The 15,510-nt window shown below is 67.1% G+C and carries 9 protein-coding genes; 7 read left to right on the forward strand and 2 right to left on the reverse strand.

The features are described from left to right. Nucleotides 1-12: 12 nt before the first annotated feature. Complete coding sequence (locus tag CXY78_RS12215; protein ID WP_092339295.1) at nt 13-465, reverse strand: GNAT family N-acetyltransferase; 453 nt, start codon at nt 463-465, stop codon at nt 13-15. 159 nt (nt 466-624) lie between these two features. On the opposite strand from CXY78_RS12215, the gene CXY78_RS12220 reads away from it, so the two are divergent. The 7 genes from CXY78_RS12220 to CXY78_RS12250 all read left to right on the forward strand — a co-directional run bounded on the left by CXY78_RS12220 (nt 625) and on the right by CXY78_RS12250 (nt 15,068). Beyond that, nucleotides 625-1,839, forward strand: a complete 1,215-nt coding sequence (locus CXY78_RS12220; protein ID WP_104089545.1) for an NADP-dependent isocitrate dehydrogenase — start codon at nt 625-627, stop codon at nt 1,837-1,839. 121 nt (nt 1,840-1,960) lie between these two features. Next, complete coding sequence (locus tag CXY78_RS12225; protein ID WP_104089546.1) at nt 1,961-3,904, forward strand: heavy metal translocating P-type ATPase; 1,944 nt, start codon at nt 1,961-1,963, stop codon at nt 3,902-3,904. 256 nt (nt 3,905-4,160) lie between these two features. Then, nucleotides 4,161-7,727: a S8 family serine peptidase gene (locus tag CXY78_RS12230; RefSeq protein ID WP_233206177.1), complete on the forward strand. Its 3,567-nt coding sequence runs from the start codon at nt 4,161-4,163 to the stop codon at nt 7,725-7,727. A 257-nt stretch (nt 7,728-7,984) separates the two neighbouring features. Continuing rightward, on the forward strand, nt 7,985-11,659 hold the full coding sequence (locus CXY78_RS12235; protein ID WP_104089549.1) for a S8 family serine peptidase: 3,675 nt from the start codon (nt 7,985-7,987) through the stop codon (nt 11,657-11,659). A gap of 284 nt (nt 11,660-11,943) precedes the next feature. Then, nucleotides 11,944-13,197, forward strand: a complete 1,254-nt coding sequence (locus tag CXY78_RS12240) for an MFS transporter (protein ID WP_233206178.1) — start codon at nt 11,944-11,946, stop codon at nt 13,195-13,197. Between the two features lie 216 nt (nt 13,198-13,413). Beyond that, the gene (locus tag CXY78_RS12245) at nt 13,414-14,415 is read left to right on the forward strand and encodes a ring-cleaving dioxygenase (RefSeq protein WP_104089552.1); all 1,002 of its coding nucleotides are present in this window, start codon (nt 13,414-13,416) and stop codon (nt 14,413-14,415) included. Then, complete coding sequence (locus CXY78_RS12250; RefSeq protein ID WP_104089554.1) at nt 14,412-15,068, forward strand: alpha/beta hydrolase; 657 nt, start codon at nt 14,412-14,414, stop codon at nt 15,066-15,068. The genes CXY78_RS12245 and CXY78_RS12250 overlap by 4 nt, the downstream gene beginning before the upstream one ends. Nucleotides 15,069-15,129: 61 nt before the next feature. Here the strand turns inward: CXY78_RS12250 and CXY78_RS12255 are convergent, their stop codons facing one another. Then, nucleotides 15,130-15,486, reverse strand: coding sequence for a YrdB family protein (locus CXY78_RS12255; RefSeq protein WP_233197351.1), 357 nt, complete (start codon nt 15,484-15,486; stop codon nt 15,130-15,132). Nucleotides 15,487-15,510 lie beyond the last annotated feature (24 nt).

Here is a 15,510-nt window from a genome sequence, read left to right on the forward strand (position 1 = left end):
GCTCGACGCGGCTCAGAGCTTCAGTGAGCCGATGACTTCGCCGTACTGGGTCTCGCCGACATCGACGAAGCCCAGGCGGTGGAAAAAGGCCTCCGGGCCGTCGGCACCGGGCTCCCAGATGACGTTGACGTGGTCGAAGCCGCGATCACGGGCTTCAGCGGCGAGGGCTTCAGCGGCGAATTTGCCGACACCCTGACCCTGCGTCTCCGCGTTGACGTTGATGCGCCAGATGCAGGCGCGAAATTCTTCGTGCTCGGAGTTCGGGTCGAAGTTGCCGTGGATGAAACCAGCGACGACGCCGTCGAGAAGTACCACGCGCTGCCACGAGGTGGCCGGGTTGATCACCGAGGCGGCGACTGAATACGAGACCGGTGCAATGAATTGTTCCTGGCCAGGCTTGAGGCTCAGATTGTTGGCCGCGACGATGTTTCGTGCAGATAATTCTTCCAGCTTCAGCTCACCCATGTGTTCAGGCTAACGTGCGCCCGGGGTCGCCGGTAGTCGAGAGGGCGTTTGGCCCCCGCAATTCACCTCACAAATTTATCTCGATGTCAAGATAGTTACCGTCCTCTAGTAAGCTTGACGGTGGTCGTGACGGCCACACTGAATAAAGAGGAGATATTTTTGTCGAAGATCAAGGTTGAGGGAACAGTAGTCGAGCTCGATGGCGATGAGATGACCCGCATCATCTGGCATGCCATCAAAGAAACGCTCATTCACCCGTACCTCGATATCGACCTCGAGTACTACGACCTCTCCATCCAGAAGCGCGATGAAACCAACGACCAGATCACGATCGACGCCGCCCACGCCATTCAGAAGCACGGCGTCGGCGTGAAGTGCGCGACTATCACGCCCGACGAAGCGCGGGTGGAAGAGTTCGGTCTCAAGAAGATGTGGCTCTCGCCGAACGGCACCATTCGCAACATCCTCGGCGGCACCATCTTCCGCGAGCCGATCGTCATCTCCAACATCCCGCGCCTCGTGCCGGGCTGGAACAAGCCGATCATCATCAGCCGTCACGCCTACGGCGACCAGTACAAGGCCACCAACTTTCGGTTCAAGGGCAAGGGCACGCTCAGCATGACCTTCACCCCGCAGGACGGCAGCGAGCCGTCCACGTTCGAGGTGTTCGAGGCCCCGGGCGACGGCGTCGCCATGGGCATGTACAACCTCGACTCGTCGATCACCGACTTCGCCCGCGCCACCCTGGCTTACGGCCTCGAGCGCAACGTGCCGGTCTTTCTCTCGACCAAGAACACCATCCTCAAGGCCTACGACGGTCGCTTCAAGGACATCTTCCAGGACATCTTCGACGCCGAGTTCAAGGCCGGCTACGAAGCGGCCGGCCTCACCTACGAGCACCGCCTCATCGACGACATGGTCGCCTCGGCCATGAAGTGGGAGGGCGGCTACCTCTGGGCCTGCAAGAACTACGACGGCGACGTTCAGTCCGACACCGTCGCGCAGGGCTTCGGCTCGCTCGGCCTCATGACCAGCGTGCTCTCCACTCCCGACGGCAAGATCGTCGAAGCTGAAGCCGCCCACGGTACCGTGACCCGTCACTACCGTCAGCACCAGCTCGGCAAGCCCACCTCGACCAACCCGATCGCGTCGATCTACGCCTGGACCCGCGGTCTGTCGCACCGCGCCAAGCTCGACAACAACAAGGCCCTGGCCGAGTTCGCGTTGACCCTCGAAGACGTCGTCATCAAGACCGTCGAAAGCGGCAAGATGACCAAGGACCTCGCACTCCTGGTCGGGCCCGACCAGGGCTACCAGACCACCGAAGAGTTCCTCGCCTCGCTCGCCGAGAACCTGCAGACCCGCCTGGCGTAGCCAGCACCAGCGTCTCGGAAGGCCTCGACCGTAATCGGTCGGAGCCTTCGTGCGTTCTGCGTGACTGCAGGCGAGGCTTTCCTCGGTGGCGCTCGGCTGCACCGCGCGGGAGAATGCAGGCATGTCCCGCCTCCTCGTGTTCGCACGCCGATATCCGCTCGTCGCCGCCACGGTGCTCGTCGGCCTGCTCGGGCTCGCGCTCGCGCTCGGAATCTTCGGTCAAGCGGATGCCGTGCGCTGGCTGTTCAGCGGGTTCGGCATCGTTGCCGCCCTCGTTTCGTCCGTCGGGATGGTACGTCAACTGGTCCGGGGCAGCTTCGGCGTCGACCTGCTCGCCATCATCGCGATCGTCGCTACCATCCTCGTGGGTGAATACGTGGCGACCCTCCTCATCGTGCTCATGCTGTCGGGCGGCGCGGCCCTCGAAGATTATGCCGCTGGCCGCGCTGCGCGAGAACTCGACGCGCTCCTGAAACGTGCGCCTCAGATCGCTCATCGCCTCGACCCTGACTCGGGTGAGGCTACGGATGTGCCGGCCACCGAGGTGCGTGTCGGCGACCTGTTGCTCGTGCGCCCGTCGGAAATCGTGCCGGTCGACGGGCAACTGCAGAGCGACACTGCCGCGTTCGACGAGTCCTCGCTTACCGGCGAGAGCCTCCCGGTTGAACGCAGCGTCGGAGACCCGGTACTGAGTGGATCCATCAACGGGCAAATCGCAGCCACCCTGATGGCCACGGCGACCGCCGCGAACAGTCAGTACCAGCACATCATTGCCTTGGTCGAGGAGGCGTCAAGCAGTAAAGCCCCGGTGGTGCGCCTCGCCGACCGCTACGCCGTTCCGTTCACGGTGGGCGCTCTCACCCTGGCCGGTTTGGCCTGGGCGTTGTCCAACGATCCGGTGCGGTTCGCCGAGGTGCTCGTAGTGGCGACGCCGTGCCCACTGCTGCTCGCCGCGCCGGTCGCGTTCATGGGCGGCATGAGTCGGGCAGCGCGGAACGGGATCATCGTCAAGGGCGCCGGCGTGCTCGAAGCCCTCTCCCGCGCCAAAACTGTCGTCTTCGACAAGACCGGAACGCTCACTTACGGCACGCCCGCGATCAGCGAGGTGCGCCCCGAAGCGGGCTTCAGCGCTGACGAGCTGCTGACTCTCGCGGCGTCGGCCGAGCAGTATTCAAGTCACGTGCTGGCGGCATCCGTTCTTGGCGCCGCGCACGAGCGCGGTCTCGCGCTGCACACGGCGGACTCGGCCAGTGAGGCCGCAACCTTCGGCGTCGAGGCCCGATTCGCCCCCGGAACCGTGCGGGTCGGCAAACTTTCGTTCATCAATGACGGGGCAGCGGATGCGACGGCTACGCACCTTGCCGGCGGCGAGCTGGCCATGTACGTCGCCGTGGACGGACGGTTCGCCGGCAGCATCGTGGCCAGCGACCGGGTGCGGGACAACGCCCGCCAGAGCGTCGCTGACCTCGCCCGTCTCGGCGTGCGGGAGAATCTCATGCTCACCGGCGATGCGCGCGCTACCGCTTTGCACGTGGCCGGCCAGGTGGGCATTGTGCACGTGCGAGCGGACTGCCTGCCGAGTGACAAAGTCGACGCTGTGCGGGCGCTGACCCGACGCCCGGTGATCATGGTGGGCGACGGCGTCAACGACGCTCCCGTACTCGCGGTCGCCGACGTGGGCATCGCGATGGGGGCCAAGGGCTCGACGGCGGCGAGCGAATCGGCCGACGTGGTCATTCTGCTCGACGATATCTCGCGCACCGTGCGGGCCGTGCGCATTGGCCAGGACACCGTTCGTGTTGCCTTGCAGAGCATCTGGCTGGGGATTGCCCTGAGCGTGGTGCTCATGGTGATCGCGGCGTTCGGCCTCATACCGGCGACGGCCGGAGCGATCAGCCAGGAGGTCGTCGACCTCATCACCATTCTGAACGCGCTGCGCGCCATTGGCGGTCGGCGCGATGCCGTGCGGGCTCGGCGGGCATCCGTTGGCGGTGCATCGGCCCCACTGGAAACCAGCGAAAGGGCAGACAGGCCGGTACTCCCGACAGTAGACAGACCCGTCTGATTCAGGGGCTGCCCCGAGCCTGAATTGAGCATTAGTCAAGGTAACGATCGTGTTACCGAGCATTCTGCACCCTGTACGGGGGTGTCGCCCGTGCGATACGTTCACGAGCACGTTGTGCCCCGAACTGGGGCAGAGCGGCTAGCGCACTCCGATCCGATTGGAAACGCACGTGAGATCACAGTTCAGGCGAACCACACTCCCGCCCGAAAGCCCGTATTTCGCTCCCCACCAGATGCGGCGGGTGATGGCGCTCTGCGTGACCACGACCCTCGTCGCCGCTGCCGCCCTCGTGGGCGTGAGCGGTGCCGCAGCCGCCCCGATGGCTCCCGGCCTTGGCGGCATCATCGGCGAGGGCAGCCCGGTCACCGACTTCACCGACGGTCGCTACATCGTGACCCTGGCCGACAACGCTGTCGCCACCTACACCGGCGGTGTCGACGGTTTTGCACCGACCACACCGGATGCCGGCTCCCGCCTCGATCCGCACAGTCGCGCCTCGTCGAGCTATTCCGACTACCTGGCTGGTAAGCAAAAGGAGGTGGCGGCATCCGTTGATGCCACGATCGACTACTCCTACACCCTGGCCTTGAACGGGTTCGCCGCCGAACTGACCGCCGCGCAGGCGGCCAGGCTCTCGGCCGAGAAAGACGTCGTGGCCATCTCGCCCGACGAGCTCAAGCACCTGACCGCTACCTCGTCGACCGAGTTTCTCGGACTCTCCGGCGATGACGGCGTCTGGGCGTCCACCGGCGGCGCCGACACCGCGGGCGAGGGCGTCGTCATCGGCGTGCTTGACACCGGTTTCGCACCGGAAAACCCCTCGTTCGCCGGCGACGCACTCGGCGGCACGGCCGGTGACGAGCCCTGGCTCGACGGTGACACAATCACCATGACCAAGAGCGACGGCACCGTCTTCACCGGCGAGTGCGTCACCGGCGTGCAGTTCGACGCCTCGGACTGCAGCACCAAGGTGGTCGGTGCGCGCTACTTCGTGACCGGCTACGGCGCCGATCGCATCGGCGGGGTCGACGAGGGCGAATACCTGTCGCCGCGCGACGGCGACGGCCACGGGTCGCACACCGCGAGCACCGCCGGAGGCAACCACGACGTAACCGCGACCATCAGCGGCCTGGACTACGGCCTCATCTCGGGCGTCGCCCCGGCCGCCAAGATCGCCGCCTACAAGGTCTGCTGGACGGCTGCTCCCGGCGGAGACGACGGCTGCGCCACCTCCGACCTGCTGGCCGGTATCAACCAGGCCGTCGCCGACAACGTCGACGTTCTGAACTACTCGATCGGCGGCGGAGCGGCCGACACCACGGTCTCACCGACTGACCAGGCCTTCCTCGGCGCGGCCGCAGCGGGCATCTTCGTGGCCGCCTCGGCCGGCAACTCCGGCCCCGGTGCGTCGACGCTCGACAACGCCTCCCCGTGGATCACCACGGTCGCCGCGAGCACTATCCCCGGCTACGAGGCCACCGCCACCTTCGGTGACGGCACCGCCTACGCTGGCGGCTCGATCTCGGTCGACCGCACCCCGGGCGCCACCCCGCTGGCCGGCACTCTCGTGCGTGGTGACCTCGTAGCGGCGGAAGGCCACGACCCGGCCGACGCCCTGCTCTGCGGCCCCGATTCCCTCGACCCGGCGCTCGTTTCCGGAACCATCGTGCTCTGTGAACGCGGCGTTTACGACCGGGTCGCGAAGTCCGCCGAGGTTTTGCGGGCCGGCGGCATCGGCACGCTGCTCGTGAACAGCGTTCCCGGCTCGGTCGACACCGACGAGCACAGCGTGCCCACCATCCACCTCGACTCCACATACTGGGAGGCGACGTATGCCTACGCGGGCAGCGCCGCGGCATCCGTTATATTCACCGACGGGAATACGACCAGCTACACGCCGCCGACACCGCAGGTGGCCGGGTTCTCCTCGCATGGGCCGGTACTCGCCGACGGCAGCGACATTCTGAAGCCCGACGTGACCGCGCCCGGCGTGGCCATTCTCGCCGACGGTCCGAACGCCGAGGGTGGCGAGCCGACCTGGCAGTTCCTCTCCGGTACGTCGATGTCGAGCCCGCAGATCGCCGGACTCGCAGCGCTGTATCTCGGTGAACGACCGCTCGCCACCCCCAGCGAGATCAAGTCGGCCATGATGACGAGCGCGTATGACACCGTCGATGCGGGCGGCGACACCGTCACCGACCCGTTCACCCAGGGTGCAGGTCACGTCGACCCGACGAGAATGTTCGAACCGGGCCTGCTCTACCTGAACGACACCGAGGATTGGTACTCCTACATTCAGGGCATCGGTTATGACGTCGGCGCCGACCCGGTGGACCCGAGCAACCTCAACCTGGCCTCCATCGCGATCGGGTCACTGACCGCGCCGGAGACCATCACCCGCACCGTCACGAGCACCGAGGCCGGCACCTTCACCGCCCAGCCGGTGACGGTACCGGGCATCGACGCGGTCGTCTCGCCGGCCACGCTGAGCTTTGGCGCTGAAGGTGAATCGGCCAGCTACACCGTGACGTTCACCCGAACGGATGCCCCGCTCGATCAGTTCTCGACCGGCTCGCTCAACTGGGTGAGCGGCAGAGGGACGCTCGTGCACAGTCCCATCGCCATTCAGCCCGTTACCCTCGTCGCGCCGGCCACCGCCAACGGCACCGGGGTTGACGGTTCGGTCGACGTGTCGATCACCCCCGGAGCCACCGGGGACATCGCGCTGAACCTGATCGGCCTCGCGGCCGGACTGCACCAGAGCGACCCGGCCGACCCGGCCAGTCCGAACACCGGATCCGGCACCGCCGGTGACGAGTTCAGCTACCAGGTGGAGGTACCGGAGGGTACCCAGCTCGCCCGGTTCGACCTCGACGCGGTCGACCAGACCGCCGATCTCGACCTGATCGTCTACCGCCTGAACGGTGACGGCGGTTCTCCGGTGGCCGGCTGGCAGTCCGCGACCGGATCGGCCGATGAACTCATCGACCTGGTCGACCCCGAAGCCGGTTTCTACCAGGTGATCAACTCCGTCTACAGCGGAACGACCGCGTTCAACGTGAACACCTACTCGGTGCTCGCCGGCCCCGGCGCGGGGTCGTTCGCGGCCGCACCACCGGTCGTCGCGGGCCAGCAGGGCGTGGCGGCGACGTACTCGCTGTCTTGGTCGGGCCTTCTGCCCGAGACCGGTTACCTCGGTCTCGTCGGTTACGGTGACAGTTCGGTCTCAACGGTCGTCTCGGTCGCCAGCGGCGCAGCTCCCAAGCCGGAAGCGCCCGTGAACACGGCGTTGCCGTCGATCGAGGGCACCGCCGTCGTCGGCGCGAAACTGACCGCTCTGGCGGGAGAGTGGAACCTCGCCGGGCTGGCCTACAGCTATCAGTGGCAGGCCGATGGTCGCGACATCAAGAAGGCCACCAAGGTCGACTACACGCCGACCAAGTCGCTCGGTGGCAAGACGCTCACGGTGCTTGTCACCGCCCGGGCCGACGGGCTTCCGGCCGGCGCGGCCACCTCGGCCGGGGTCGTAGTGAAGTACTCCACCACCGTTGATGTGAAGGTCGATTCGAAGGCTAAGCCGCACTCCAAGGGCGCCACGATCAATGTGTCGGTGAAGACCGACGCACCGCGCTCGGCGCCGCTCGGCACAGTGCAGATTCTGGTCGACGATCAGAGCTACGACGTGGCCCTCGATCAGAAGGGCAAGGGATCGCTGACCCTACCCGACCTGGACCGCGGCAGCTATACGGTTGTGGCGCAGTACGCCGGCACCGACCTCGTCGCCGCGGCGAACAGCAAGCCGCGCACGCTGACCGTGCGGTAGCAGGCGAGCGCCAGGCGCGCGCCGCGTGCATCCGTTTTTCAAGCGGATGCACGCGGCGCGCGTTGCGTGTGCCCGCTTGCGCACCCCCAGCCTGCGGTACCTGCGGAATGCCCCTATCCGGGGGTCGCCGAGCGCGCTACGGTCACCAGCGAACTGTCCCGCGCATCGGGACAGCGACACGTTCCTGTTGTGGAACGAGACCACCTCGCACCCTTATCGGATTGGACACCCACGTGAGTTCTTTCTTCAGGCGCACGATGTCTGCGCCGGATTCAGCGCTGAACCCAGCGCCAACATCCCGCACGCGCCGCCGCGCCACAATCGCGGCCACCGTCACCATCGCCCTGGTGGGCGCTTCCGTACTGGTCGGCGGCACCCTGCCCGCCGGCGCCGCCCCCGCAGCGACCGGTCTCTCCGGCAGCATCGCCTCTCCCGGCGGACAGCGGATGGATTTCACCGCCGGACGCTACATCGTGACCCTCAGTGACGAGGCCGTTGCGCTGTATCAGGGCGGAGTCGACGGTTTCTCGGCCACCATGCCGGATGCCGGGGCCAAGCTCAACGCCCAAAGCCGCTCGGCCGAGACCTACAAGGACTACTTGACGCGCATCCAAAGCGAGGTGGCAGCATCCGTTGATGCCAAGGTGGCGTATTCCTACACGCTCGCCGTGAACGGATTCGCAGCGCAGCTCACCGGCAAGCAGGCGGCGGCCCTGGCCGTGAAGAAGAACGTGGTGTCGGTTGTACCCGACGCCCTCCGACACGTGACCGCCGAGTCGTCGACCGATTTTCTGCGGTTGAGCGGACCGAACGGACTGTGGTCCAAGCTCGGCGGAACCAGCGAGGCCGGTAAGGGCGTGGTGATCGGAGTGCTCGACACCGGCATCGCCCCGGAGAACCCGTCCTTCGCCGGCTCGCCGCTCGGCACGACACCCGGCGAGGAGCCGTGGCTCGACGGTGACACGATCACCATGAACAAGGCTGACGGAACCACCTTCACCGGCACCTGCCAGACCGGCGAGCAGTTCGCTGCGAGTGCCTGCAGCACCAAGGTGATCGGGGCCCGGTACTTTCTCGACGGCTTCGGAGCCGACCAGATCGGCGACGCGTCAACGGGTGAATACATCTCCCCGCGGGACGGCGACGGTCACGGTTCGCACACCTCGAGCACCGCTGGCGGCAACGCCGACATACCGACGACCATTAACGGAGTCGACTTCGGCAACATCTCGGGGGTAGCCCCGGCTGCCAAGATCGCCGCCTACAAGGTGTGCTGGTCCGGCCCCGACAACACCGTCACGACCGACGACGGCTGCACGGACACCGACATTCTGAAGGCCATCGACCAGGCCATCTCCGACGGCGTCGACGTGATCAATTACTCGATCGGCGGCGGCCCCGCGCAGACCACGTTCTCGCCCACCGACGAAGCCTTCCTCGGCGCTGCTGCGGCGGGCATTTTCGTGGCTGCATCCGCTGGTAACGACGGTCCAACGGCATCCACCGTGGAGAACGCGTCACCGTGGATCACCACGGTCGCCGCGACGACGATTCCGTCGTATGAGGCGACGGCCACGCTCGGTGACGGTACGGCGTATGCCGGTGCCTCGATCACCGTCGACCGCACGCCGGGAGCCACCCCGCTCTCCGGCAACCTGCTGCGGGCCGACCTCGTAGCGGTGGACGGCTTCGACCCAGCTGACGCGTTGCTCTGCGCGCCGGGCGCACTCGACCCGGCCAAGGTGGCCGGCGGGATCGTGTTCTGCCAGCGCGGCGTCTACGACCGGGTGGCCAAGTCGGCCGAGGTGCTGCGGGCGGGCGGCAGCGGCATGCTGCTGGTCAACCGCACACCGGCCGACGTCGATACCGACGAACACTCGGTGCCGAGCATCCACTTGGACGCCCCGGCCTTTGACCCGGTCTTCGCCTACGCCGCAACGGCAGGCGCGACCGTCACGTTCACACCCGACAACACGACCGCCACGCAGACGCCGGTGCCCCAGATGGCCGGATTCTCCTCCCGCGGGCCGGTGACCGCCGACGGCGGCGACCTGCTCAAGCCCGATATCGCGGCGCCCGGTGTCAGCATTCTGGCCGACGGCCCCAACGCGGAGGGTGCCGACCCGACGTTCCAGTTCGAGTCGGGTACCTCGATGGCCAGCCCGCACATCGCCGGCCTCGCCGCACTGATCCTGGGCTTTCGGCCGCTCGCGACCCCGGCCGAGATCAAGTCGGTCATGATGACGACCGCGAAGAACACGGTCGACGCTACCGGTGCCCCGGTGACCGACCCGTTCGCGCAGGGTGCCGGGCAGGTCAACCCGTCCTCGTTCGACTTTCCGGGCTTGGTCTACCAGAGCGGTCCAGCCGACTGGCTGGCCTACCTGCAGGGGATCGGTTTCGACGCCGGCGTGGAGCCGATCGACGCCAGCAACCTGAACCTGCCGTCGATTCAGATCGGAGCGCTGACCGCGCCCGAAACCATCACCCGCACGGTGACCGCCGTACGGGTGGGCACCTACACGGCCGTCCCGATCGAGATCCCCGGCATCACCGCCGTTGTGTCTCCGGCCGAGATGACCTTCAGCGCCGTGGGTGAGAAGCAGAGCTACACGGTGACCTTCACTCGAACGGATGCTCCGCTTGACCAGTACGCCACCGGCTCGCTGGACTGGGGCTTCGGAAACGGTGGTTCGGGCGACCCGGGCGACTTCTTCGACGTGGTGCACAGCCCGATCGCTGTTCGTCCGGTCACCGTCGTCGCTCCCACCGAGGTGGCTGGCACCGGCCTCGACGGTTCGATCGACATCACCGTGGCCCCGGGCGGGTCAGAACCGGTCGCGCTGAACCTCAGCGGCCTGGCCAACGGGGTGCACCAGAACAACGCCGCGGACCCGTCCGCTGCGCACAGCGGTGAGGGCGCGACCGGCGACCAGTTCACCTACGAGGTGGAGATTCAGACAGGCCGGCTCGCCCGGTTCGACCTGAACGCCGTCGACGATTCGACCGACCTCGACCTGTTCGTGCTGCTGCTCGACGGCCCGGGAGGCAACCCGGTTGCCGGCTGGCAGTCGGCTACGGGGTCCGCCGATGAGCACGTTGACATCCCCACCCCGGAGGCCGGCTTCTACCAGGTCGTTGTGGACGTCTTCTCCGGTTCGACGGCGTTCGACGTGAACACCTTCTCGGTCGCGTCGGGGATTCCCACCAGTGGGTTCACCGCGACACCGCCGACGATCCAGGGGCCGCAGGGCGTGCCGATCACGTACACGCTCAGTTGGGCCGGTCTCGTGCCGAACACGCCGTACCTCGGTGTGGTCGACTACGGCGACAGCACAGCCTCGACGATTCTCGCCATTGCGGCGAGCGAGGGTGACAACACCCAGGCCCCGGTGAATACCGTGGCGCCGAGCATTTCCGGTACGCCGGAGATCGGGTCGGTTCTGACGGCTGACCCCGGCCAGTGGAACGTCGAAGGTCTTATCTTCGGCTACCAGTGGCAGAGCAACGGCGTCGACATCACGGGTGCGACGTCAGCCACCTTCACGCCGACCAAGGCGCTCGCCGGAACGACACTGACCGTGGTCGTGGCCGCATTGGTGCCGGGCGGGCCGAGCGCAGCGGTCACCTCGGCTGGTGTTCTGGTGAAGTATGCCGCCAAGGTCGCGGTGACGCTCAACCACCGGGCCGTCTTCTTCTCCAGCCGGGTCACCGTGTCGGTCACGGTCACCAGCAAGGGGGAGGTCGGTGACACCGCCACGGTGACGGTCGACAAGCGCCGGTTCACCGTGACGCTCGACGCGAACGGGCACGGCAGCGTCACGCTGCCTAAGCTCGGTCGCGGCCTGTACAAGGTGGTCGGGCACTACGCCGGCAACGACGCGGTCGCCGCCGCGAACAGCCCGGCCCGCTCCCTGCTGGTCGTGCGGTAGCCCGCCGCCGGTGCTCGGGCTCCGTGCAATCTGCACGGGGCCCGAGCTTCGTCTCGTTCCCAACGGGTCCCGGTCTCTTTCTGGACGGGTTCCGGTCTCTTTCTGGACGGGGCCCAGGCCCCGTCCCTGGGCCCAGTTTAGAAACTGGGCCCGTGGTCATAAGATGGGCCCGGGCGACGATGAAGGCGACGGATGCGCCATCCGTCGCCTTCACGAGTGTCACGAGTTGTGCGTGTTCGTACTTTTCGGGCCCGGGCGGGCACGCGGCAGCTTAAGCTGTAGGGATGCGAGCGGCGGGATGGATGCGGGGGCGACCCCGGGCATCCGCTGTAGCCGGATCGGGCGCAACCGGCGCGAGCCCGAAGCCGCGGCTGAACCGGGACGTGATCGTGCTCGGCGTCATCGCATTCTTCGTGATGGTCGGGTTCGGGGTTGTGGTTCCGGTGCTTCCGGTCTACGTGCAGAGCTTCGGGGTCGGCAACCTCGAGGTCGGTGCGGTCGTCTCGGCGTTCGCGCTTATGCGTTTCGTGTTCAGCCCGGTCTGTGGCCGCCTGATCGACTGGGCGGGGGAGCGCAGCGTGCTCGCCATCGGCATCGGAATTGTCGCGCTCTCCAGTGGACTGGTCGGCGCGGCCGACAGCTACGTGCAACTCTTGCTGCTGCGCGGTGCGGGCGGCATCGGCTCGGCCATGTTCTCGGTGTCGGCCATGACACTGCTGCTGCGCACGGCTGAGCCGGGCCGGCGGGCCCGTGCGATCGGGTTCTATCAGGGCGGATTCCTGATCGGTGGCATGGCTGGCCCGGCGATCGGCAGCCTGCTCGCGACCATCTCCCTGACCGCACCGTTCTTCTTCTACGCTGGCACCCTCACCGTGGCGGGCCTGGTTGGGCTGTTCCTGCTGCGTTCCGGCGGGCGGGGCAGCGCGCTCGCCGCGGCCGACGCATCCGCTGTGCGCACGCCGTTTCGCACCGTGTTGCGCGACGAGCGCTTTCGCGCGGCCTGCATCGCCAACTTCGCCCAGGGCTGGACGTCCCTCGGGGTACGCACGACGCTCATTCCGCTGTTTGTGGTGGTGGTGCTCGGCGGGACCAGCTCGTGGACCGGCATCGCTCTCGCGGCCGCGGCGGTGGCCCAGGCACTCGCGCTGGCGCCGGCCGCCCGGTTCGTCGATACGGTCGGGCGTAAACCGGCAATCATCGGGGCATTCACCGTGGCCGGGCTGGCGATCGTGGCCATCTCGTTCGCGCCGAACATCTGGGTGCTCGGCGTCCTGCTCTGCGTCTACGGGGTCGCCGCGGCGTTCATGGGCACCGCGCCGGCCGCAGCGGTGGGCGATGCTGCCGGCGCTCGCGGGGGACGCCCGGTGTCGGTGTTCTCCATGTGCGCGGATGCCGGTGCGATCGTCGGTCCGCTCGTCGCCGGCTTGCTGGTTGATACCTTCTCGTTCTCGGCCGGGTTCGCGGTGGGCGGGGTTTTCCTGGTCATTGCGGCGGCGTACGCGCTGCGGATGCCGTCGGAGCGCCTCGCCGTCGCGTAACAGCGGATGCGCGTGGCTGATTCAGGAAAGTCCGGTGCGGCCCACCGAGCTTCCGCAGGAGTCGGAGGCGTTCCCTGGCCAGCGAAACCGATTTCCTGAACTAGTCCCCGAAAACGCGCGCACGAATTCCGGCGGGCATGGGACGAGTGGGAATACCACAGCAGATACATGCGTTTGCATAAACAACGAACGATTGATCTGCCAAGGAGACTAGCCATGACCGTCCAGACCAGCGGACTGCACCACGTCACCGCGATTGCGGGCGACCCGCAGCGCAACATCGACTTCTACGTGACCGGACTGGGCCTGCGCCTCGTCAAACGAACCGTCAACTTCGACGACCCGGGCACGTATCACCTCTACTACGGCGATGACTCCGGCCGGCCCGGATCACTACTCACCTTCTTTCCGTGGGCCGGCATTCGCAGCGGACGCACCGGTGCCGGGCAGTCGACGACCACCGCGTTCTCGGTTCCGGCCGGCAGCCTCGGCTGGTGGAAAGCACACTTCGCCGCGCTCGGCGTGGAATCTGCGGTGACCGGACACTCCTCGCACGAGGAGCGCCTTTCGCTGCGCGACCCCGATGGCCTGCAGCTCGACCTTGTGGCATCGTCGACCGTGGATCCGCGCAATCCGTGGGATTCCGCATCCGTTCCCGCCGAATTTGCGGTGCGCGGCCAGCACTCCTCGGTGCTCACGGTGGCCGACCCGGCGAAGACCGTGCAGGTGCTCACGGCTGACCTCGGCATGCATGTCATCTCCGAATCGGATGGCCGCATCCGCGTCGGGGCCGGTGATGGTGCGGCCGGCAACCTCGTCGACGTGCTCGCCGACCCGGCCGGCGAGCCGGGACTGACCGCTGGCGGAACCGTGCACCACGTGGCGTTCCGGGTGCCCGACCGGGCCACCCAGGCCGAATGGCGCGAACAGCTCGTGGACAGCGGTTATGGTGTGACCGCCATTCTCGACCGGGACTACTTCACCTCGATCTACTTTCGCGAACCCGGCGGCGTATTATTCGAAATTGCCACGGACACCCCCGGCTTCGACATCGATGAGCCGCTGCTCGAACTCGGTCGGTCGCTTAAGCTTCCGCCGTGGCTCGAGCCGAGCCGTGAGGCCATCGAGAACGCGGTCGCGCCCGTCACGGTGCCCGCCGAGAACAACCCGGGGCTGGCGGATGCCGCGGCGCTGGCAGCCGCCGCGGCTCACGAATGAGTGACGTGACACCGGACTGGCCGCACCTGTTTCGGGCGGGTTCGCCCGACGCTCCGGTACTGCTCATGCTGCACGGAACCGGCGGCGACGAGCAGCAGATCAGTGGGCTCGCCGCCGCGCTCGACCCGACGGCCTCAGTGCTCGCCCCACGCGGACGCGCGGCAGAGAACGGCATGAATCGCTGGTTCCGTCGGCTGTCGGAAGGTGTCTTCGATACCGAAGATGTCGCCCGGCGAGCCGACGACCTAGCCGGATTCCTGGTCTGGGCCCGGGACTACTACGAGTTGGGCGACCGTTCGCTCGTTGCCGTCGGGTTCTCCAACGGCGCCAACATCGCCCTCGCCCTGGCCCTGCTGCATCCCGAGGTGGTGGCGCGGGTGATCGCTTTCTCGGGGATGCACCCGCTCGACGTGTCAGCGGATGCGAGCGAGGTGAAGCATGCGATCGGCGCGCGGGTCGCGGCGAGCGAGCTGGCGGCATCCGCTGTGCTGCTGCTGAATGGTCACAGCGACCCGATGGCACCGCTTGCCAGTGTGCAGAGCCTCGTGGAGGTTCTGGAAGCGCAGGGCGCGCGGGTGCAGCAGGAGCTGCGCGCCGGTGGCCACGGTATCGCCGAATCCGATGTCGCTGCTGCGGTCGCCTGGTTGGCCTAGCCGGCGAGGGTGCACCGCACGTGCCCGATTGACCCGTTCAGCATTGCTCTAGTGGGAGGGGTTAGCGAAGCTCTTTACGGCCGGAGATAATGCCGCTGGCCGTGGCGACGACGGCGAAGATTACGGTGATGATGGGCAGGCCCAGATCCCACCAGGCGAGCGCGGCCGAGCCGAAGATGGCGATCTCGATGACGGCCTTGCCGAATGGATCGAGGCGGAACACGGCCCGGGGCGAGCGGAACAGCGCCCAGACCAGGATGGCGAAGGCGGGAGTGGCGAGGCCGAACAGAATGCCGGGCCAGGGGAGGGGCCAGGCGACGAACCCCCAGATTCCGAGGCTGACGAAGGCGAAGAGTTCGAGCACGAACCGGAGCATGTCGTTGGGGCCGATTTTCGGCAGGTCGCGCGTATCTGTCACTAGTCAATCCTAGCGATGCGCTGT

Origin of the sequence: Cryobacterium sp. N19 (assembly GCF_002929595.1) — a bacterium.
GTDB lineage: Bacteria > Actinomycetota > Actinomycetes > Actinomycetales > Microbacteriaceae > Cryobacterium > Cryobacterium flavum.

Excerpts from the sequence above, each read along its gene's own strand:
- CXY78_RS12250 (WP_104089554.1), top strand. The coding sequence starts at position 14,412 with ATGAGTGACGTGACACCGGACTGGCCGCACCTGTTTCGGGCGGGTTCG.
- CXY78_RS12235 (WP_104089549.1), top strand. The coding sequence starts at position 7,985 with ATGTCTGCGCCGGATTCAGCGCTGAACCCAGCGCCAACATCCCGCACG.
- CXY78_RS12225 (WP_104089546.1), top strand. The coding sequence starts at position 1,961 with ATGTCCCGCCTCCTCGTGTTCGCACGCCGATATCCGCTCGTCGCCGCC.
- CXY78_RS12245 (WP_104089552.1), top strand. The coding sequence starts at position 13,414 with ATGACCGTCCAGACCAGCGGACTGCACCACGTCACCGCGATTGCGGGC.
- CXY78_RS12240 (WP_233206178.1), top strand. The coding sequence starts at position 11,944 with ATGCGAGCGGCGGGATGGATGCGGGGGCGACCCCGGGCATCCGCTGTA.
- CXY78_RS12215 (WP_092339295.1), bottom strand. The coding sequence starts at position 465 with ATGGGTGAGCTGAAGCTGGAAGAATTATCTGCACGAAACATCGTCGCG.